20 protein-coding genes are annotated in these 20761 nt (G+C 45.1%); 16 read left to right on the top strand and 4 right to left on the bottom strand.

Translation table 11 applies throughout. From position 1 onward, the window contains the following. Nucleotides 1-14 precede the first annotated feature (14 nt). The gene (locus tag QFZ77_RS20890) at nt 15-665 is read left to right on the top strand and encodes a class I SAM-dependent methyltransferase (RefSeq protein WP_307442343.1); all 651 of its coding nucleotides are present in this window, start codon (nt 15-17) and stop codon (nt 663-665) included. Between the two features lie 128 nt (nt 666-793). On the opposite strand, the gene QFZ77_RS20895 is transcribed toward QFZ77_RS20890, so the two are convergent. Further along, nucleotides 794-1831, bottom strand: a complete 1038-nt coding sequence (locus QFZ77_RS20895; protein WP_307442345.1) for a stalk domain-containing protein — start codon at nt 1829-1831, stop codon at nt 794-796. 197 nt (nt 1832-2028) lie between these two features. Between QFZ77_RS20895 and QFZ77_RS20900 the strand changes: the two genes are divergently transcribed. The 3 genes from QFZ77_RS20900 (at nt 2029) to QFZ77_RS20910 (ending at nt 4614) form a co-directional block, all read left to right on the top strand. After that, entirely contained in the window at nt 2029-3156 is a 1128-nt protein-coding gene (locus tag QFZ77_RS20900) for a low temperature requirement protein A (protein WP_307449693.1), read from the top strand. Between the two features lie 103 nt (nt 3157-3259). Beyond that, on the top strand, nt 3260-4168 hold the full coding sequence (locus QFZ77_RS20905; protein ID WP_307442346.1) for a hypothetical protein: 909 nt from the start codon (nt 3260-3262) through the stop codon (nt 4166-4168). A 116-nt stretch (nt 4169-4284) separates the two neighbouring features. Next, the gene (locus QFZ77_RS20910) at nt 4285-4614 is read left to right on the top strand and encodes a DHCW motif cupin fold protein (RefSeq protein WP_307442347.1); all 330 of its coding nucleotides are present in this window, start codon (nt 4285-4287) and stop codon (nt 4612-4614) included. A 34-nt stretch (nt 4615-4648) separates the two neighbouring features. On the opposite strand, the gene QFZ77_RS20915 is transcribed toward QFZ77_RS20910, so the two are convergent. After that, nucleotides 4649-5068 (bottom strand): cupin domain-containing protein, encoded by a 420-nt coding sequence (locus QFZ77_RS20915; RefSeq protein ID WP_307442348.1) that lies wholly within the window; start codon nt 5066-5068, stop codon nt 4649-4651. Nucleotides 5069-5134: 66 nt separating this feature from the next. On the opposite strand from QFZ77_RS20915, the gene QFZ77_RS20920 reads away from it, so the two are divergent. Together QFZ77_RS20920 and QFZ77_RS20925 are read left to right on the top strand one after the other, a co-directional pair. Beyond that, a complete protein-coding gene (locus QFZ77_RS20920) occupies nt 5135-5710 on the top strand; it encodes a histidine phosphatase family protein (protein ID WP_307442349.1) in 576 nt (191 codons plus the stop codon). Next, complete coding sequence (locus QFZ77_RS20925; protein WP_307442350.1) at nt 5710-6108, top strand: DUF1801 domain-containing protein; 399 nt, start codon at nt 5710-5712, stop codon at nt 6106-6108. Before QFZ77_RS20920 ends, QFZ77_RS20925 begins: the two co-directional genes overlap by 1 nt. A gap of 22 nt (nt 6109-6130) precedes the next feature. Here the strand turns inward: QFZ77_RS20925 and QFZ77_RS20930 are convergent, their stop codons facing one another. Continuing rightward, the gene (locus QFZ77_RS20930; RefSeq protein ID WP_307442351.1) at nt 6131-6802 is read right to left on the bottom strand and encodes an SIMPL domain-containing protein; all 672 of its coding nucleotides are present in this window, start codon (nt 6800-6802) and stop codon (nt 6131-6133) included. 351 nt (nt 6803-7153) lie between these two features. On the opposite strand from QFZ77_RS20930, the gene QFZ77_RS37865 reads away from it, so the two are divergent. The 10 genes from QFZ77_RS37865 (at nt 7154) to QFZ77_RS20975 (ending at nt 17241) form a co-directional block, all read left to right on the top strand. Beyond that, entirely contained in the window at nt 7154-7405 is a 252-nt protein-coding gene (locus tag QFZ77_RS37865; RefSeq protein ID WP_373462755.1) for a molybdopterin-dependent oxidoreductase, read from the top strand. Further along, entirely contained in the window at nt 7335-8066 is a 732-nt protein-coding gene (locus QFZ77_RS20935) for a molybdopterin-dependent oxidoreductase (protein WP_307442353.1), read from the top strand. The genes QFZ77_RS37865 and QFZ77_RS20935 overlap by 71 nt, the downstream gene beginning before the upstream one ends. Nucleotides 8067-8164: 98 nt before the next feature. After that, entirely contained in the window at nt 8165-9259 is a 1095-nt protein-coding gene (locus QFZ77_RS20940; RefSeq protein ID WP_307442354.1) for a GntR family transcriptional regulator, read from the top strand. A 194-nt stretch (nt 9260-9453) separates the two neighbouring features. Then, nucleotides 9454-10455 (top strand): aldose 1-epimerase, encoded by a 1002-nt coding sequence (locus QFZ77_RS20945; RefSeq protein WP_307442356.1) that lies wholly within the window; start codon nt 9454-9456, stop codon nt 10453-10455. Between the two features lie 129 nt (nt 10456-10584). Beyond that, complete coding sequence (locus QFZ77_RS20950; RefSeq protein WP_307442358.1) at nt 10585-10758, top strand: hypothetical protein; 174 nt, start codon at nt 10585-10587, stop codon at nt 10756-10758. A 236-nt stretch (nt 10759-10994) separates the two neighbouring features. Continuing rightward, on the top strand, nt 10995-12593 hold the full coding sequence (locus tag QFZ77_RS20955) for a response regulator (protein WP_307442361.1): 1599 nt from the start codon (nt 10995-10997) through the stop codon (nt 12591-12593). 208 nt (nt 12594-12801) lie between these two features. Then, nucleotides 12802-13740 (top strand): ABC transporter permease, encoded by a 939-nt coding sequence (locus QFZ77_RS20960; RefSeq protein WP_307449697.1) that lies wholly within the window; start codon nt 12802-12804, stop codon nt 13738-13740. A gap of 24 nt (nt 13741-13764) precedes the next feature. Beyond that, nucleotides 13765-14685, top strand: coding sequence for a carbohydrate ABC transporter permease (locus QFZ77_RS20965; protein WP_307442362.1), 921 nt, complete (start codon nt 13765-13767; stop codon nt 14683-14685). Nucleotides 14686-14801: 116 nt separating this feature from the next. Beyond that, complete coding sequence (locus QFZ77_RS20970) at nt 14802-16334, top strand: type 2 periplasmic-binding domain-containing protein (protein WP_307442364.1); 1533 nt, start codon at nt 14802-14804, stop codon at nt 16332-16334. Nucleotides 16335-16404: 70 nt separating this feature from the next. Beyond that, complete coding sequence (locus QFZ77_RS20975) at nt 16405-17241, top strand: Gfo/Idh/MocA family oxidoreductase (RefSeq protein WP_307442366.1); 837 nt, start codon at nt 16405-16407, stop codon at nt 17239-17241. A gap of 243 nt (nt 17242-17484) precedes the next feature. On the opposite strand, the gene QFZ77_RS20980 is transcribed toward QFZ77_RS20975, so the two are convergent. Beyond that, nucleotides 17485-20724 carry an Ig-like domain-containing protein gene (locus QFZ77_RS20980; RefSeq protein ID WP_307442369.1) on the bottom strand — a complete coding sequence of 1080 codons (3240 nt, stop codon included), beginning with the start codon at nt 20722-20724 and terminating at the stop codon, nt 17485-17487. Nucleotides 20725-20761: the final 37 nt, after the last annotated feature.

Here is a 20761-nt window from a genome sequence, read left to right on the forward strand (position 1 = left end):
AGGAGAAAACGCCGATGGATCCTGAGGTAAAGGCAACGCTCAAGATGAGCTATGATCAACATGCTCGATTGCGGGATGGGGATACAGTTCAATCGTGGAAAGTAGATGAGATGGATCGTTTTTTGGCAAGGCTGCAGGCAGCTGACAGGGGTAGTGAACTACGGATTTTAGATCTTGGAAGCGGTCCTGGCCATCAGGCGATTTATTTGAAAAATCATGGATACCATGTCACTTGCGTTGATTTATCCGAAGAAATGGTGAACATTTGCCTTGAAAAAGGGCTTGAAGCTTTCGCCATGGATTTCTACACTTTGGACTTAGAGCCAGAGTCGTTTGACGCGATATGGACGATGAATGCCCTGCTACATGTGCCAAAAGATAGTCTTCTGCAAGTTCTGGTCAATTTGGAGAGAGTGCTGAAGCAGGACGGTTTCTTGTACATGGGCCTTTATGGCGGGTATGAAAGCGAAGGGATTTGGAAGGATGACGCGTACAGACCTCAACGCTTTTTCGCCTTCTACGAAGATGAGCACATTCAGAGAAAAGTAACAGAAGTATTTGACATCGAACACTTTTCTGTTCTACCGATAGAGGGCATGAAAGTCGATTACCAATCGGTTTTAGCCAGAAAAAAGAAACCGAACCCTCTCCTAGCACCGAAATAGCACATCACCAGACGGTTTTGGGAAAAGTTAAGCCTAATTAGTTCTGAACTAGCTGAACTAATTAGGCTTATTTTCGTTGTTTGTTCATCGGAATGATTTGATTAACTCACACAAGGGATCACCTTCATTTAGAATAATCTCCTGGCCGTAACAAAACGTTTTTTCCATTTTTCATCGAAGTCTGCGATGTGAACGCCGAGCTCTTTCGAATAAGTATGAAGGATTTTCCCGTCTCCCGCATAGATGCCTACGTGGCCGATATCGAGCCCGCGAGCGCTGAAGAACAGTAGATCGCCTTTGCGTATTTTGTCGATTCCGATTTCTTTCCCTTTCTGGGCTTGGTCGTAGGAGACTCGCGGCAGATCGATGGACAGCACTTCGTTAAAAACATATCGGACGAAAGAAGAGCAATCGAACGTATTGGTTTGGCCGGAAGTTGCACCGAATTCGTAAGGTGTTCCCAGGAATTTGGACCCGAAAGCGAGCAACTCATCCGCTTTCTTTTCGGCGAATGCCGGGCTCGTGTAATCGGTATACATTGGTGTAGCCGAGATGAAACCAATTGTATCGTCTTTGGTCTGCACCTCCAGCCAATTTGCATCGATTTCTCGGATCACGTGGATTCTCTCGTTTTTCGGAAGTACACGGAGGACGCGGGTATCCGTATCTTTTGCTGGAGAGTCACGCAGGTTGACGCCGTATTCGATAGTGGTTTCATAGTCATGAGCGGATGAAATGGTAATCGAACGGGAATATTCATGCCATTTCACGAGATTGCCTAGCGCTTCGCTAATAAATCGCACCGGAACCATGGTAAACCCGTCGATAATTTTGCCTGACACGGGCATCTCCAGCCGTTCTTGGTTTTTATAAGCGGCTGTTTCTCCGACTCGGTATGTAAGGACGACGCCTTCTTTAATGGCAGTAACCGTTTGTGTGCTCTCATCCCAAGAAACTTTTGCACCTTCAGCCTCAAAAATAGGACGCATCGGAACGAGGCCATAGCCGTTTTCGATCACGGGAGGAGTCTGAAAGGACAGTTGATGCCCATCCAGAAGTACAGAAGGCGGCTGATTAACCTCGGCATGTACCGACGTTGCATTGATTAGCATCATGGTCAGCATGGAAAATGTGACCCCGTAAAGTAAGCTGTTTCTAATTTTCATGTTCATACACCCTTACTAAGTTTTCTTTGATATTATATAGACGCAGCTGCAAGAGTGTTTGTTACTTTCCAATTTGTGGGAATCATAATAGCGCGAAATACATTGAAACACCAGAAAGTTTAATCATTTGATAAGCCTATATGCTAAAATGTGGATAGCATTTTATTAAATCACATCCAAACCAAAGGAGCAGAATGATGAATCAACACACATCGGGATCACAACAAATCACAGCATTTGCTGAGAAGAAAGTTACCTGGCTGGAACTTTTCTATGATCTGCTTTTTGTAGCGGCAGTTTCAAAAGCGAGTCATGTCTTGTTACATGTCGAAAATGGATCCATTCCAGTTGAATACTTAGCCAAATTCGTCCTCATATTTATTCCGATTTGGTGGGCTTGGGTTGGGCAATCCCTCTTTGTAAACCGGTTTGGAAGAGATATCTTATCACACCGAATATTTCTGATTTTGCAATTATTTTTTGTGCTCATAATGACGGCCAGTCTATCGGTTAATTTTGACCAATACTATGTTCCATTCTTAATAGGCTATATTGGTTTAAGAGCGATGACAGCCATCCAATATCTTTCGGTACATAAAAAAGAAGAAGCACATAGAAAGATCACTGCCCGTTATTTAGGAAGCCGCTTTTGGATTGGATTGGTGATTTCTTCTTGCTCACTTTTTTTCGACTCATGGATTCGCTATGCAGTTTTGTATGCGGGAATAACAGTAGACATTTTTCTCCCATTAATCGGTCGGCACTACTTGGTGAAAAGCCCCATAAATACGCATCATCTATTAGAGCGCTTCTCGTTGTTTACACTCATTCTTCTTGGTGAATCCGTAATCAGTATACTTGCAGTCTTGCAGTCTAGCGACTGGACGTGGCAATCTATTGTATTTGCGTCAATGACTTTTTTATTAATTATTGCTATATGGTGGCAATATTTTGACAATGTTGAAAAGAAAGTGAATAAGACATTAGAAACTGCGGGGCAAACTATCATTTATGGCCATTTATTCATTTATTTATCCATGTGTATGATTGCAGCATCGATCCAATTGTTATTTTTGAAACAATTAAATTATTCATTTATGTTAAGCTTTATTTTTGGATCTGTACTGCTCTACTTTTTCTCAACCACGTTGGTTTTCCATAAATATCGACACGCACATCAAAGACTAGGTATATATCATTTAGTGTTATTAGTAGGATTACTTGGGATTTTTTTCGCGGTGGATTTGTTTTTTCTTTTACCAAATTACATGATTATTGGAGAAGTGACGCTGTTTTTTGGCGTATATGCTAAATTAACGACTTGAACTTTTAGATGAATGAACCAAGACAAACATCGTGCCAAGTCATATCGCCTTCCTCATATAATGTGGGTAGCTTGTTATACCTAGAAGGATATGAGAAAGGAAGATGGCATTGGTCAGAAGACGAACGTTATCAAGTGTAGATAATGATATACAAGCTCTGAAGAGAGATGTTAAGAAGCTTGAACAACCCATAACATCAGACAGATTAGCAAGGAGGGCGGTAACGAGCAGGGAACTTGCTCAAAGATCTGTTGGTGGAGCTAAGATAGCAAGGAGGGCCATCACACTAGACAAACTTGCTCCCAGCGTCGTCAATAATATCACTTCAAACGTTGTGCAATTAATTAGTGCTAGTGCATTAGGCGTCGCAGCAGCTGCAAACCAAGCGGTTGACGTTGCCGGACCGCAGGGACCGATTGGGCACCAAGGGGGAGCGGGAGTTCAAGGTCCGCAAGGCCTTCAGGGTTTACAAGGTCCACAAGGAGAGGAAGGCCCTACGGGGGCTGCTGGAGTACCAGGACCAACAGGTGCCCAAGGACTCCAAGGAACGCAAGGTCCCGAGGGGCCGACTGGGTTGACGGGACCTTCTGGGATTGTCGATGTTCGATTCGCAGGAAGCAACACGCCTATCCCATTTATCATTATCCAAGGATCGGGAGGCTCTATGGCAGAGTTAATTTTACCTTCAATTACATTGCTGGCTAATCAGGTGGTCAAATTAGATGCATTTGCGAATATTAATTTTATCATTGTTCAAAATTATTCGGTGGATAGCGCTATATCCAGAAATCAAGGGGAAATAGTAACAACGGATAATGCTGTAATGATCCAAAATCAGGATCAGCCCTTTTTTCCGCAAGCAGCTGTAACGACTACTCTAACTTGGGTGGATAATCCGGGTCCAGGAACCTATACTTACTCGTTCGCAATCACAGGTTCAGCTAACGGAATAACAGACGCTTCTATCAATAGCAGGGGATTAACCGCTATGATTATTACCGTAACACAGTAAGTGATTAATAAGGTTATTGGAAAAAATGGAAATAAGGCTGGACACATATCGTGTTCAACCTTATTTTTAATATATGGAAACATATGAAAACCAAATTATGTAGGGGGGACCATTTTATGAAAATAACGGATGTTCCATTTAGTACAATTGACTGGAGTGAAATAAGTGTTACTCAACATCCTGGAATTGAAGGAAGTGCTTATTGGCGTACATTTGAAATGGGAAACATAAGGGTGCGAATGGTAGAATATACGCCTGGTTATATAGCTGACCATTGGTGTAACAGAGGCCACGTTTTGTTAGTTCTAGAAGGAGAATTGTATACTGAACTTTCAGATGGAAGAGAATTTAAACTCAAGCCAGGAGTCAGTTATCAAGTGGCTGATGATGCAAATCCACATAGATCTTATACGAAAACTGGAGCGAAATTATTTATTGTAGACTAACAACTGATTTGCAACCTCTATTCCGTTAATCTGCTTACAACTGTTTCTTTTGCCAAACAGCATCGAGCCCGGGAAGGACTAGGACGCTCTCCTGTTCATTTGGATCCGTACGGGCAATCAGAGCCGTGCAGGACTCAGTTTCACTCGGATTATAGGGGAGATGGGGCATCCCCGCTGGGATGTAAAGAAAGTCCCCCGCATCTAATTCCATATGCTGTTCAATCTTCTCACCATACCACATTGCAGATTTTCCTTGAAGCATATAAATGGCTGTCTCATGATCTTGATGAAGGTGAGCCTTTGCTCTTTTTCCTGGCGGTATAGACAATAAATGCATACAGATCCCTTGAGCACCAACGCTTTCCTTTGATATGGCTTCGGCATAATCAAGCCCTTGTTTTCCATGATAAGTTCGAGATGGACGGATAAGTCGACAAGTACTCTTTTTATCCACTTTAGTAACGCACCTCCTTATGATTCAAAAAATTAAATACATAAAAGTAAAGTGAAAGGAGAAATAATGAAAACCTATATTTATTTTGTTCGGCATGGGATAGCCCCATTTTCAATTGAACATGAACGAACTGGTGGCACTAGTCTTTCTGAACAAGGGAAGTTAGACGCTAAGAGAGTGGCAGAGATATTGAGTAACGAAGAAATTGATGTAATTGTTTCTAGTTCATATTTTCGAGCATTAGAAACAGTTAGTCCATTGGCAGAGCTATTAAAGAAAGAAATTATTCCATACATAGAGCTAATCGAAAGACCAATCGCTAGCTTGAATTACGCAGTATCCGAAGAGGAATTATTAATTGGCATTAAACAATCTTTTATCGATATTGATTTTTGTATGCCTGAAGGAGAAACAACAAGACAGGCGCAGGATCGGGCTATACCATTAATTATGAAATTACTATCTGACTTTAAAGGCAAGAAAATCGCTGTAGGTACACACGGAAATATAATGACGATCATATTAAATTATTTTGATGCTAATTACGGATTCGAATTTTGGAAACAGACCACTAAACCTGATATTTATAGACTAGAGTTTGAAGAAAAGGAATTAAATCTTGTTGAGAGGTTGTGGAATTAATGAAACCATCCGGTCATCAAAAAGCAGTTGATTTTTTGAACAATCTTGAACATCCCCTGAAGAAGGAAATAGAAGAAGTTCGAAAAATCATTTTAAGCGCTAATGAACACATTACGGAACATATTAAATGGAATGCACCTAGTTTCTGTTTTAATAATGAAGATCGGGTGACCTTTAATTTGCAAGGGAAAGGATTTTTTATGCTTGTGTTTCATTGTGGAGTCAAGGTAAAAGATCATGCAGGGAATGGATCACTTTTTGACGACACAACAGGCTTATTAGATTGGGTTGCCGATGATAGAGCTATTGTCAAATTAACCGATATGAGCGATGTGGAGGATAAGAAAGAGAAGCTTGCAGAAGTTGTAGCGAGATGGATTGAAGTGACAAGTTCCTAGTTAGAGATTCAGTAAGATTCAATTATCGGTCGGCGAACAGATACCACACACGTACTTTAGCATAAATCGTTAATTGTCCTGGTTGGATCGGGGTAACTGTACTTTTGGAAAGCATGGTGGTTGCATAGGGGATGGGTTCGGAGGTTCCGGTCATTTCTTGAATTTGGCTGGGGACTGTGACAAGAGTAACTCCCAGTGTATTTGCTATGGTCACTGCCTTTTGACGGGCGTTTCGAATGGCAAGCGATAAGGCCTGATTCTCGTAAAATTCTGGCTGTGAAGTCGTAAACTTAATGTCGGTGATGTTATTGGCACCACTGGAAACGGCGGTATCAACGAGAATTCCTGTCAGTTCTACTCTATCGTTGGTGATTTGCAAGAGATGGGTTACTTTATAGCCTCGAAAAATTTGCTTACCATCTTGATAATCGTACTGGATTTCAATTCCAAAATCATACGTCTGTATCTTTTCCCGGGGGATGTTTAGTTTTAATAAGGATTGAATGATAGTGGTTACTATTTTTGCGTTTTCGGTTTGGACAGCAGGTAAGACTGGACCTTCGGTTATGGCTCCTATCACCACTATCGCCCTGTCGGGAGCTGCAGCCGCTGTTCCTATACCTAGGACTTCTATTGTAGGTGGGCATTTATATTGAGAAAATGAGGCCGACTTATTAACTGGATAATTGCACATAGAAGGACTCCTTTCAAGTAAAGGGCATAATCTAATGTATGGAAATGTGTGGACTAAAATTCTTATATAAAAAGGGACTGTCAATCGACAGCCCCTTTTACTTTTTAAATAGCGATCGTGTCTGAATAGGGTGGAAGGTGAAACATGAGTCTCAATTCAACATGTGGTCCATATCTTTTAGTAAGATCTTGTTCTTACGAAAGGATGATTTAATTGTTGTATTCGCCTCATTTGATTACACGAAGAATCATGCCGGAAAATCAAGAATTCCCAATGCTGTCACTATCCAGTCGTATTACGCCAGAACATCTGTTTTATATCCGAAACCATTTTCCATATCCGAATGTGGACATGCGCACTTGGGTGCTTACTATCGAAGGATGTATAAACAAACCAATCTATTTTCGCTATCATGATCTCTTGAATATGCCTCAAGTTACACTCCCGGTTACGCTCGAATGTGTTGGAGATAAGAGATCGTTTTTTCATCCGAAAACCCGCGGCGAGCAGTGGGGACTAGGGGCAATTAGTCATGCTGTTTGGACAGGGGTTCGGCTTCAAGATTTATTGCATGCAGCCGACGTTCCAAAGGGATGCACGTGAAGTGACGTTCGAGGGCATGGATAAGGGAGTTCGAACGGATATGCCTGGCATGTTTTCCTATACAAGAAGTTTATCTCTCGAACACGCTCTGCATCCCGATACCATTGTAGCCCTTTACATGAGTGGTAAACCGCTGCCCTACCGTCACGGTTATCCAGCTAGATTAATTGTTCCAGGTTGGTATGGAATGGCTTCAGTCAAATGGCTTCACCGTATCGTCGTGATAGAGGAACATTTTCAAGGACCTTTCCAAGTCGTAGATTATGTATATGATCGAAAACCATTAACTCTATCCTCTTCCGAACCGGTTACTACTATTCGCCTCAATTCGACCATTGCCCGACCAACAGACCAAGAGGTATTGGCAAAAGGGGAGAATTGGGTATGGGGTACAGCAATATCTGGTAGTGTTCCAGTAGTACTGGTAGAGATAAGTACTGACAATGGAAACACTTGGCTGGCAGCATCTTGGTTGGATCAACAAGAAGCTTATTCTTGGAGGCGTTGGTGTTGGAAATGGACGGTAACTGAATCCGGATCTTACGACATTAAAGTCAGAGCTAAGGATGCAACAGGTAACATTCAAAGCGAAATGGCAGATTGGAATGTAAAAGGTTATGGCTATAATGCGATACAGCATATACGAGTGTTCATAGATTGATTGTATTGTACACCTCCAAACCCTTCTTCTACCGTATATGTACATACAAGTTGAGCAAATGATATAATACGGTCAGAATCAATAACCTGAGGTGAATCATGAAAGAAAAGCAAATGCCGAAATACTTACAGTTGAAACAGGAAATCCTATCGTGGCTTCATACCGGGAAGCTGAAACCGAATGATCAAATGCCATCGGAAAATGAAATAGCCGAGCAATTTCAGATGAGCCGTCAAACGGTTCGTCAGACGTTCGGGGAGTTAGAGCAAGAAGGTTGGTTGTACCGGATGCAAGGAAAAGGGACATTCGTTTCCACGCCCCAAACGCAAAAAAGTCGAGATGTGCAAACCATTGGCATTCTGACAACCTATATATCGGATTATATTTTTCCTCATATCGTAAGAGGAGCGGAGTCTGCCTTACGTGCGAGAGGATACAGACTGCTCTTGTCATCCACAGACAATGATAAGGAAAAAGAGAAGGAAAGCCTCGACATGATGATGAGTCAGCCCTTAAGCGGCCTTATTATTGAACCGACCAAAAGCGCGGAAGGCAATCCGAATTTAAGCTATTACCTTTCCTTAGACTATCAACATATTCCTTATTTGATGATTAATGAGCGGTATCCGGAGATGAATTGTCCTTCTTTGGTCGTGGATGATGAAGAGGGCGGATTCAAGGCTGCTCAGCACTTAATTGAGCTTGGGCATCGCCGCATTGTTGGGTTCTTCAAGACCGATGACTTGCAAGGGGTTAATAGGTTGAATGGGTTTATTCGTGCTCATCATCATTATCAAATTCCGTTGTTACCGGAATTCGTCATTCACTATACGACGGAGGAGAAGAGACACAAACCCTATGAAAGCGCAAAAGCGATGCTAGGTCAGGTAGATGAGCGGCCAACGGCTTTCATTTGCTACAATGATGAGATAGCTATTCATCTGCTTGATGCTGTACGTACAACAGGTCTTCAAGTGCCACAGGATATCTCGCTGGTCGGTTTTGATGACTCTTCTTTAGCAACCGCAACAGAGGTCAAGCTGACGACACTTTCGCATCCCAAAACGGAAATGGGCGCGGATGCAGCAGAGATATTGATTGATATGATACAGAATAAACGAGCAAATGGAAGTAAAACAGGGAAAGTCTACAAACCAGAATTAATCGTCAGAGAGTCAACCATCCGAGTTTAACAGTCATAAAAATTTGTCTAGCCAACTTGTACGTACAAGTAATATACAGTCTTATTCGTACTTTTCCGAAAGTCACATTTATCATTGTTTGCGTTATTTTCATCCATTGACTTCCTTGATTCACATGCTTTAGAGTAAATTCATATAAGCCTGTCCAAAATTAAAGGCACAGCTATGTAGGAGGTTAACGCGAAATGACGACGAAAGCGTTTGAAGGAACATACCAAGGAGAGAAAGCCATTTGGTTACAAGCTGGACGTTATGAAGCAGCTGTTTTACCGGAAGTTGGCGCTAATCTAATTGCTTTTAGAGATACCGAAAAAGAGTACCGCTTTTTGCGTGAGCCTGCAATGGAAGAGATGGAAGATTTTAAAGCACGTCCAATCGTCCACGGGATACCGGTATTATTTCCACCCAATCGGTATGAGGACGGGAAGTTTCCTTGGAAAGGCAAAGTCTATGAATTTCCGATCAATGAACCGAAAACGGGAAATCACCTACACGGTTTTGTACACAATATTCCATGGGCTGTTGAGAAATTCCGTGCAGATGAAACTGAGAGTTCAGTTACCTTAGCTTTGCGCGTAAGAGAAGGGCATTCGGTTTATGCGTATTTACCGCATGAGTTTACGATAAGCTTGACTTACACATTGAATGCATTCGGTTTGCATCAGCATGTATCCGTACATAATGAAGGCAAAGAGGCTATGCCTTGCTTGTTGGCGTATCATACGACGATCAATGCACCTTTTGCGCCGAACAGTCAGGCGTCTGATTATGGATTCAAAATGACGATCGGCAATCGCTGGGAAATGAGTGAGAGAATGCTGCCAACCGGTGAGTATCAGCCATTGTCAGCTGACGAAGAGAAGATGAAAGTAGGCGGCTTGTCGCCGTTCTTTGAATCCATGGATAATCATTACACAACCTCGCCGCAAAATGGCCGCAACTATATGGAGTTGACAGATTCACGTGCAGGCATCAAACTGGTTTATGATGTAGGGACATCCTACAAGCAATGGATGATCTGGAATAATGGCGCTTCTGAAGGGTTTTTCTGCCCGGAGCCGCAAATGAATCTGGTAAATGCACCGAACGTAGATCTCCCGGCTGATCAAATTGGACTGGTTTCCTTGGAGCCAGGCGAAATTTGGGAAGAAACAGGACGTCTTTATACGATTGAATTGAACAACTAAAAGGTGAGACTTTGATCTCCGACCAAAGATCCCTATATAAGTCCCTTTGACGCATGGAGAGAATCCAAGGTGATGATCTGCTAGCGGCGAGGGGGTATTTTTATCCGGAAGGAAGGGGCGGGATACATAGTGGAAAATAATGACGGCTCAGAAAAGGAACAGCTTCTAGATCAGATCAAAAAATTGACATTAGAAACCGAGAGATTGAAACAAGAAATCGCGAAACTACGTGGAGTTAAGCGTCCGTCTTCGGGCTCCATGGATAGCATGTCTACGAAATTGAAAGAAGCGTTGAGAGAGTAATCATTAAGCTTATCTGGGATCACAATAAGAAGAAGTCTCTTGGTGAGGGTTTAAATCGCCAGGAGATTTTTTTTTTATGTCAAAATACCAAAGAAAGTAACCACTGTCCCCTATCAAGTCTGCCACAGATATGATAATTTCTATACCAACACTCAAAGAAGAGACAAGGCAGGAAAATACCGTGTCATGAGCGAAGGTGTTCTGAATACATCTTATCCATCAAGGAGATTCCGACTATGAATTTATTAATTGTGGAAGATGAAGTCCGCCTCAGAAACGCACTAGCCAACAACATCCCCTGGGACAAGCACGGAATAGAAGTCGTCGGCCAGGCTGGAAACGGAATGGAAGCGCTGCGGCTGATCGACCGCAAAAAGCCTGAGATCATCTTGCTGGACCTGCAGATGCCGGAGATGGACGGGCTGACTTTAGCTAGACAACTTCGCCAAACCGAACCTTTGTTGAAAATCATTGTTCTCAGTGGACATGATGATTTCGCATACGCTCAAGAGGCATTGGGGCTTGGTGTTATGAAATATTTGTTAAAACCGGCAGGGGACGAGGAGATATTGGAGTCGGTGCTCGAAGCGGCCGATCGGTTGAAGAGTGAGCTTGAGCAGCGCCATAATGAGGATGAGCTAAAGCTAAAATGGAAGCTGCATCTTCCACACCTAATCAATGAATTCTTCCAGGGGTGGCTGAACGGAAAGTATGAACCTTGGGAGCTTGAACAGAAAAGCAAGTTTCTTCAACTGGATTTACAAAAAGATGCCGAATATGCTGTTGCCGTAGTCGATATGGACCCGCTGTTGGAGGATGAAACCAGATTCAGCAAGAAAGATATTTCGCTGCTCCAATTTTCGCTGAGCAGTATCGTGAAGGAAACATTGCTGGCAACACCTTGTTGGGTGTCTACCGATTATGCGGGCTGCACGGTTGTCGTGTTCCAGCTGGATGGACATGAAGAGTCTGGAGTAGCCCTCCAGAAAATCAATGCAGTGATCGAAAAGCTGCTTTTAACTATACGAAGCTGTCTTAGGCTAAGTGCAAGCGCGGGGATTAGCGGGATAACAGGCGGCCAAGAGGATCTGAACAAGCTGTACGTACAGGCGGTTCGTGCGTTACAGAATCGGATCGTACTGGGCTATGATCTGACGATCCCGTATCGGGAAGAGCAGGGGAGAGAACCTGAACTTTCGTTTCAGCCAAACCTGGAGAAAGCGCTGGAGATCGCACTCGAAACGGGGGACGGCGACAAAGCGGTTGAAACGTTAACAGCTCTCTGGGACGGTGGCATGGCCAAAGCGGAAACGGTTGAAGACATGCATGAGCATATCCTTTATTTCACAAGTCTCTTTATTTGCATGATCCAGAAACAAGGCTGGCCAGTACGGGAAGTGGCCGGTGAGGATTACGTTTATTTCCATAATCATTTGGAGCTGGCCGCAAAGGAACAAATTCTATTTTGGCTGCAGCGGATGGTAAGAGCGTATTTAACCTATGCCAGCCAGAGGCGGAAATCGACGAGTCATGGCATGATCAAGACCATATTAAGTCTCGTCGAAAATGAAATCGATCAGGAAATGACGCTGCATGCTGTCGCTGACCGGCTGTATGTCAACTCATCCTACCTTAGCCGTCTATTCAAGCAGGAAACAGGCAAGGCTTTTTCCACCTATGTACTGGAACGTAAAATGGAGCGGGCCAAGGCAATCCTGCAAGAGGGAGCACGGGTATACGACGCCGCAGCTGGTGTCGGGTATAGGGATGTGAGCTATTTTACAAGAGTATTCCGTAAATATTGGGGCGTGACGCCCGGGGAAGTTCGTCATTGAATTCCTTGCAAGCCTTTTGGCAGCCTTCTCAGTTGATCTGGGAAGGTTTTTTTGTATGTCAGATGTGAGCGAGAAGTTATGAAAGTACCAAAACAAGTAATATTCCTCTAATTCGCAAAAAAACGGTGGGTGATAAACTAAATCTAAGAAAGACAGGTAAGAAGGAGGAAACACCTTGCGAGAAACGACCACTACGACGGAAACTGTCATATCTACAAAGAAAAATGGTAAAAAGAGCTATAGACGACAATTGTTGATTGATATCAGGAAAGATTGGGATTTGTATCTCGCGCTCATTCCCGGCATCGCATTTCTGCTGCTGTTTAAGTACACGCCGATGTACGGGATTATCATTGCTTTCAAGGATTTCAATATTTTCGATGGTATGGCCGCAAGTCCATGGGTCGGGTGGAAGCATTTCGATAAATTGATTTCCTCCGCCAGTTTTTTGCAGGTGTTCCAGAACACCTTAATCATTTCTATTTACAAAATCGTATTTCTCTTTCCTCTCCCGATTGTGGTCGCCATTTTGCTTAACGAATTGAAGAACATGGCGTTCAAAAAAAGCGTGCAAACCGTCGTTTATCTGCCTCACTTCCTGTCTTGGGTTATCGTCAGTGGTTTGTTCATTGATCTGCTTTCCACGAACGGCGGTATCGTCAACAAAATAATCGTCGCTATGGGCGGCGAACCGATCCGTTTCTTCCTGGATAGCCATATTTTCCGCTCGGTTCTCATTAGCACGGCAGGTTGGAAAGAGACTGGTTGGAACACGATCATTTACTTGGCGGCTTTGGCCGGTATCGATCCCGGCTTATACGAAGCGGCCAAAATAGATGGTGCTAATAAATGGAAGCAAATCGTACATATCACGCTGCCGGGTCTGGTTCCGATCATCCTGCTCATGTTCATCCTTCGTCTCGGCTATGTGCTCGAGGCGGGAACTGAACAAATTCTCGTGATGTACAACCCAAGCGTATACAACGTCGCAGACGTTATTGGCACTTATGTGTATCGCATAGGTCTCGGTGAACAGGATTACAGCTTCTCAACCGCCGTAGGAGTATTCGAATCCGTGGTCGCGTTTATTTTGATCTTAACGGGTAACGGCTTGGCCCGTAAGTTTTTCGGACGAGGTATCTGGTAAACGGCGAATAAAGGAGGATCAGCTATGCATATAAAAGGCATCTTACAATCACCTGCCGTTAGAAGGTCTGGACTCATCCCAACATCCCGTGGCGAGAAAATCTTCACAGTGGTCAATCATATTTTCTTTATCCTGATGGGACTTTCCACCATCTTTCCGTTCATCAATCTCATCGCCAAATCGCTTAGCAGCGAGGCGGCGGTCGTTTCGGGGATGGTTACCTTGTACCCGATCGATTTTCAAATAGGGACTTACAAGTATGTGGCGAGCAATTCCTTATTCCTGAATGCGTTTATGGTTTCGATTACTGTGACGCTGATTGGTTCGCTGCTCGCTTTATTCATGACGACGCTAGCCGCTTATCCGCTTTCTAAGCCGAGGATGCGGGGACGCAAGTTTTTTATCATCATGTACCTGTTTACTATGCTGTTCAGCGGTGGATTGATCCCGACTTACCTACTCATGCACAAGCTTAATCTTATCGACAAATTGCCGGTGCTCTTCCTGCCATTAATGATTAACGTGTACAACATGCTCATTGTCAAAAGCTATTTCGAAAGCCTGCCAGACAGCCTCGAAGAATCGGCGAAAATGGATGGGGCCAGCAATATGACGATCCTTGTGCGCATCATTCTGCCACTGTCGATGCCAGTGCTGGCAACCATTGCGTTGTTCTACGCGGTTACGTTCTGGAACGATTACTTTACGTCGCTTATCTATATCAACTCGGTAGAAATGAAACCACTGCAGCTATATTTGAAGGAATTGTTCGTCTCGTCGACGGATGCCTTCATGCGGACCAATATTGACGCATCGCTGAACGTTTCACCGCAGTCGATCCAAGCGGCTTCCATCATTCTGGCGACACTGCCGATCATATTCGTGTATCCGTTCCTGCAAAAATATTTCGTGAAGGGTGTTCTGGTCGGCTCCGTAAAAGGCTGAATCTACAAACAAACATTACTTGAAGGGTGGTGGTGGGCAGGCTCAAAGATGGTTCCATGAAATTTTGGTTTTACGCACTTCTCCATACTCAAAGAACGAAAAAGGGAGGCTCTTTCATGGTGAAAAAATTTTTAGCTCTGATGTCCATCACAACTTTGGCAGCGTCAATCACCGCTTGTGGCGGAAGCGGCCAAACGGCAAGCAGTTCCACAACACCGACTGTGTCAACAGCTCCAATCGCAACTGCAGATACCAACAAGCCGAAGCCGGAATTCAAGGCGCTGCTGCAATATGCGCGTTTTGATCCCAATGCCGAAGTCGTGGCGAAGTTTCTGAACGAAAAAACCGGCTACAAAGTTACCTACGATATGCTACCGGTCGAGAACCCAGACGATAAGCTCAACCTGCTCATGGCCAACAAAGAGAAATACAGCTTCATGCTGCTCAGTGGCCCGCAGTATTCTAGGCTCTCATCTTCTGGCGCGTTGGAGCCAATTGATGAGTTGGTGAACAAATATGGCACGAACATGAAAAATGTTATCTCCCAAAACTCCTGGAACGGGGCCAAGCTGAACGGTAAAATTTATGGTATTCCACAGACCGGTTCAGGTACAATCGTCAACACAGCGCTGATCGTGCGCCAGGATTGGATGGATGAACTCGGACTTAAGGCCCCAACAACACGCGATGAGCTGTACAACGTGATGAAAATGATCAAAGAGAAGAAGAATGTTATGGCGCTGTCCGGCGGGAAATCTCCGCTCGTGCCTGAAATCATGCCGACCTTCGGACTCACGCTGGTTCAATCGACCGCAACGACCGGCTGGCAGGATGTTAACGGCAAACTGGTCAATGTGGTAGAAAATCCGAACATGAAAAAATACTTAGAGTTCATGAAGAAGCTTTATTCGGAGAAATTGATTGATCAGGAGTGGTCTCTCAATCAGGCGAACAAAGTTATCGAGAATTTCACGAGCGGCAAAGCAGCTATGATCTCGAACGGCTACTTCAATGCCCCTACCGTACAGAATGCACTTCTAAAAAACACGCCTAACGCCAAAATCGCAAGCCTTCCTTATCTGAAAGGAGATGATGGCAAAGTACAAGTTATGGGTTCCGCAGGTATCAGTTATTATGTGGGTATTCCGAAATGGGCCGAAAACAAGGAGGAGATTATCAAATACCTGGATTTGAAGCTCGACAAAGACATTCACAAGGAAGCAACGATCGGTAAAGAAGGCGTTCACCACAAAGTGGAAAACGGCAACTACTTCCCGATTCTGCCGATTTTCAACGACCAGTATAACAATGCTTCTTCGTTTCTCACAGGCGTGGATGAGAAAAACTACCCGATCTACTGGCAGGCGCGCGTTCGTAAAGATCCTATCTTGACCGATGCATTTAACAAAAATCAGGAAGCTGCCAAAGGCAACATCGTCGTAGATCCGCTCTCTTTTGCACCTCCGCTTGAAGCAATCGGTAAATACAATTTAAAACTGCAAAAGTTGATGGAAGACACCTTCCTGAAATACATCACAGGTGCAGAACAGCTCGAAAATTATGATAAATTCCTGGCACAGTGGAAAACAGATGGCGGGGACGAAATGACGAAAGCTGTCAACGAATGGTACGCAGCGAACAAGAAGTAATTTTAAGGCGCAATATTCCCCTGCGGTTCACGCCGTGGGGGTTTTATTTCTCTGAGGGAGTGAGAAAAGGATGAAAAAGATCGGATTTATTGACTATTTCCTAGACGAGTGGCATGCGGAGAAATATCCTGGTTGGATTGAAAAGGCATCGAGTGGCAGCATGCAGGTCGCGTACGCTTATGGCAAGTCTAATATCGAAGGAAAGCTCAGCAATGCGGAATGGAGCGAGAAGAAGGGAATCCAGCTTCTTGACTCGATCGAGGAGGTTGTGGAACAGAGTGACTACTTGGTTGTTCTGTCGCCGGATCATCCCGAGTACCATGAAGAATTGTCGCTGATTCCGCTTCGTTCCGGCAAGCCTATTTATATCGATAAAACGTTCGCGCCTAACCGGGCAGCGGCTTTTCGGATGTTCGAACTCGCAGATAAACATGGAACCCCCATGTACTCGACTTCGGCTTTACGGTTCGCTTCAGAGTATACAGGACTAGAAAAGCAGGGGATAGAGTCCATATGCAGTCTAGGACCAGGACAATTTGAGAACTATTCGATTCACCAGGTGGAGCCGATCGTCACGATGATGGGGACGGATGTCAAACGGGTGATGTGGACGGGAACGGCAAACACGCCAGCGCTGCTGATCGGGTATGCGGACGGCCGCCAAGCAACGATCAACCAATATGGATGGGAATGCCCGTTCAGCATGGCGCTCAGTTATGAAGCGGGGGCATCGAAGTTTCTAAAGATCGAGTCGGATTTCTTTGGGACGTTTATTGAGAATCTTATCGGTTTTTTCGAGACGGGTAAGCCTCCGGTTCCGCAGGCAGAAACGATTGCGATTGCGACAATTCTGGAATTTGGAATGAAGGCCGCGAAGACGCCTTATCAGTGGTTGGAGCTGCCGTAAACGGAGATGGGAGCTTTAAGGGGAACGACGATGCGCTAAATTACTGCAAATAGCTGATATTATGGTTAAGCGGAACGACGTACCTCTATTTTGCGAAAATACTGCTAAATGCCCGCGAGTACCAACTCGCGATTCTAACCGATCGGCTCATTTACAGAACTGCCCAAAAAGCATCCGGACCTTCTCTCTGAGAAGGAACAGGATGCTTTTTTTGAATCATGTGATGTTATCCGATGCTAAACCTTAACCCATATCTCCAACTTCATTCTCTCTATTATCGTTCGCTGCTTCGTCGTACACGCTATCATCGTTCTCTTTATCTTCGATCTTCTCTTTGTGAGTGTTGAACACCTTGATCTTAATCTCTGATTGTTTGCCACGATAAGAGGCAGTAATGATTGTGGAACCTGACTTCACAGCTGTAATAGTGCCATCAGCAGCAATAGAAGCAACTTTATCGTTCGAAGAGATGAATGTCGCACCTTGGGTGATGTACGCCATTATGCCGTCCGAGTAGGTTGCCAGGAGCGGTACATTGAAGGTCTCAACTTTGACTAGGCTATGTTTCGACTCTTCAAAGGAGAGACTTGCCAGTTCGACAACAGTAACGACTGATTTGGCTGTTTTTCCTTCATAGACAGCGGTGATTTCCGCAGTTCCAGCCTTCAGCGCGGTAACCGTTCCGTCTGCGGCAACGGCTGCTGCCTCAGGATTGCTGGAGCTGAACACAGCACCGGTTACTACGGCTCTCGTTTCGTCCGAGTAAACGGCTGTCGTAACAGTTGAATGCTTGTCGCCTGCTACTAGACGGTAGGCGGCAGAGTCAAGCTCAATGTCTGTGATGACGGGAGCCGTACGCGTTATGGTTACGGTTTTTTCGTTCGTTTTGCGGCCATCAACGTATACGGAGATTTTTACGGGATTGAGGCCTACTTCCAGCAAGACCTTTCCGCTGAAGTCTCCGTTGCTAGCCAGCGCTGCCGGAACGCCGTTCAAACGAACATCAGCCGTTCCCGACCCAAGCACTTCGACATTGCCTTTGATCTCGAGATTCTTCAGTGGTGTGCTGGTGTTTGCATAGGCTAGGTGACCTCGCAGCACGGCCGATCTGACAGCATCGCCGACCTTGTACGTTCTGGCGACCAGCTGTCGTCTCGTCCGAACGCCTGAAGCATCCAGAGCAGAGATGACGAAGCCACCTTGCGGAATGATGCTGTTATTAGGTGACATATTCGTCCAGTTCCAGCTAAGCGCCTGTTGTTGGTTAACAACCTTAGTGACTATTCCGGTGCTATCCACGATCGCTTCGACACCAAAGGTGCTGGTGGCTGTCGTTAGACCGAACGTATCTGTATAGACGTTGAGATTATTCTCATTCCGGCTCACATTGTACAAATCGCCTTCAAGGAACGATTCCTGATTGCCAGGAACACTTGAACCTACTTGATAATCCTTAACGTATTCTACATTCTGGAGCGACGCTTTCACGACCGACCAGTTAACCTGCGAATAGTCGAAGAGCATCAGACCATTCGATTGCGACAAGCCAGCTTGGAACACCGACCGCTGCAGAGGGGGATCCTGGATGTTCGCCAGCGCGATACTAGCGTACATCGGAACTTCACCGTTCGTCACAATATTACCTAGCGTAATGTGATGCTCGATTTCTTTTTGCGTTGTTTGATACGTGCCGATCATAAGAAAATCGATGTTGCCCGAATAACCGGTTTGTGCGTAAGAGTCCGTGTAGAGGCTGTCCGCCGGGAATTGCAAACGGCTGTCGTATTTGAAGTTCGGGCTGCCCCAGTGGACGCCGTTCAGGTAGTAAGAATCAAACCAGGAGCCTACATAGGCGGAAGAGTAGATCCTATGGCCTTTCAATGCCGTGTAGCGATCGGTTAGCGAGCGGACATCATCCGTAAACGTTTTGATCGTCTGCGAGCGGAACTCCCACCAATCATTGATGAGCGGTCCGAATTGCCGGACATTGTTCACGTAAGTGAAAACGTCGGCCGGCCAATTTGTAAGCTGTTTACCGCGAACAGCGAGAAACGCCTCGAACTTTGAGCGGGTTAACGGGCTGAAATCAGCAGTTTCATTGTCATAGCGGGTCCGGTCGAGCACGACGCCATCGACATCGTAGTTTTTGATGACTTCTTCCATGTTTTTCAACTCGAAGGCTCTTACGTCATCATTAGCCGGGTTAACGAAAGCGACGAGGGATTTGCCCGTTTTGTAATAGTTGCTTTCACGCAGCCGCAGAATCTGGCTTCCATCCTCGGGGCGGTACACATGCTCTTCCCAGTCGAGGTGCTGGTTCAGCAGTCCATATTCGTTATGCGCAGGTGAGCCTTCGGCAAAGACATTGAACGCTGCGTGGATTTTGATACCGAGCTGATGCCCGTACTTGATGAACTCCTCCAGCATGTCAAGGTTCGGATTCGCTCCCGCGCGGGTCGGCGCGGTCATCTGGGAGATATGCGGACGACCGGTCAGGTCGTTCTTCTTGTAGTTGGCGAAGCCTTCTACACCTTTAACATCTAGTGCTATTGCCGTGACTCCGGCGTCTTTTGCTTTTGTCAGCATATCGTGAACATTTTCAGGCGTTTGCAACTTGAAAATATTCGTTCCTTGATCGACCCAGAGGACGACTTCCTTCGCGGCGCCGGTTTGTTTTTTATAAAACACGACAAGCGTCTTGCGATCATTTTCCGTCGCGTTCTTGGTGGCGATGACGTCAAGATAATTGACACCCTCCGTGAGACCAACCTCGATCTGGAAGGTGCCGTTCGCTTGCAAGGCAATCGTGGATTGGTTCACACGAATCGAATAGGGGATACCTTGCTCAAGGTTTTCCAGCTTCCCGGAGACCACTGTTTTCGGCTCGGTTACCGTAAACCATTCATCGTTGTTCAGCTTAAGCCGAGCTTTGAGGCCTTGTCCTGTCATTAATTCAGAGACAGGGATGACTTCACCGTTTTTGCGCAGCTTGATTTTGTCACCGACCTTGAAATTTTTCGCGAGATATTGCTTGTAGGTTTTGTTCGCCCAACTGTCATCATTCGAAACTAGGATGTAACCGCCTTGAGGGATGACTAGGTCAGTAGGCCCTGTCCAGACAGGCACTCCGCCGTTCACTGAAGGGTTTACCACCCGAGTGACCTGGTTAGCTCCATCGACGACAACGCCGACGGAAGTTTTTCCAACCGTAATCTGAGGTGCATACTCTGGTGTGAATAAAGCTACATAATCGGTGATGCCGCTTACATCCTTATCAACAGCATTAATTTGCTTGCGAGGACCTTCAATATCAATGGTAATGTCGACCGGAGCGGCTTCTACTTCAATGTAATCGGCGGCGGTCGGAGCAGCGGCAGTGGCAGCGGAGCCAGAGACGGTTTCCGCAGCAACCGCGGTCGTGGACCAAAGGGAAACGATCATTGTGAGCAATAGGGTCATAGACAACCATTTCGACTTATTCAAAGGGTTTCACTATCCTTCCATTCATTTGATAGGGCTA

The organism is Paenibacillus sp. V4I3, from assembly GCF_030817215.1.
Classification (GTDB): Bacteria; Bacillota; Bacilli; order Paenibacillales; family NBRC-103111; genus Paenibacillus_E.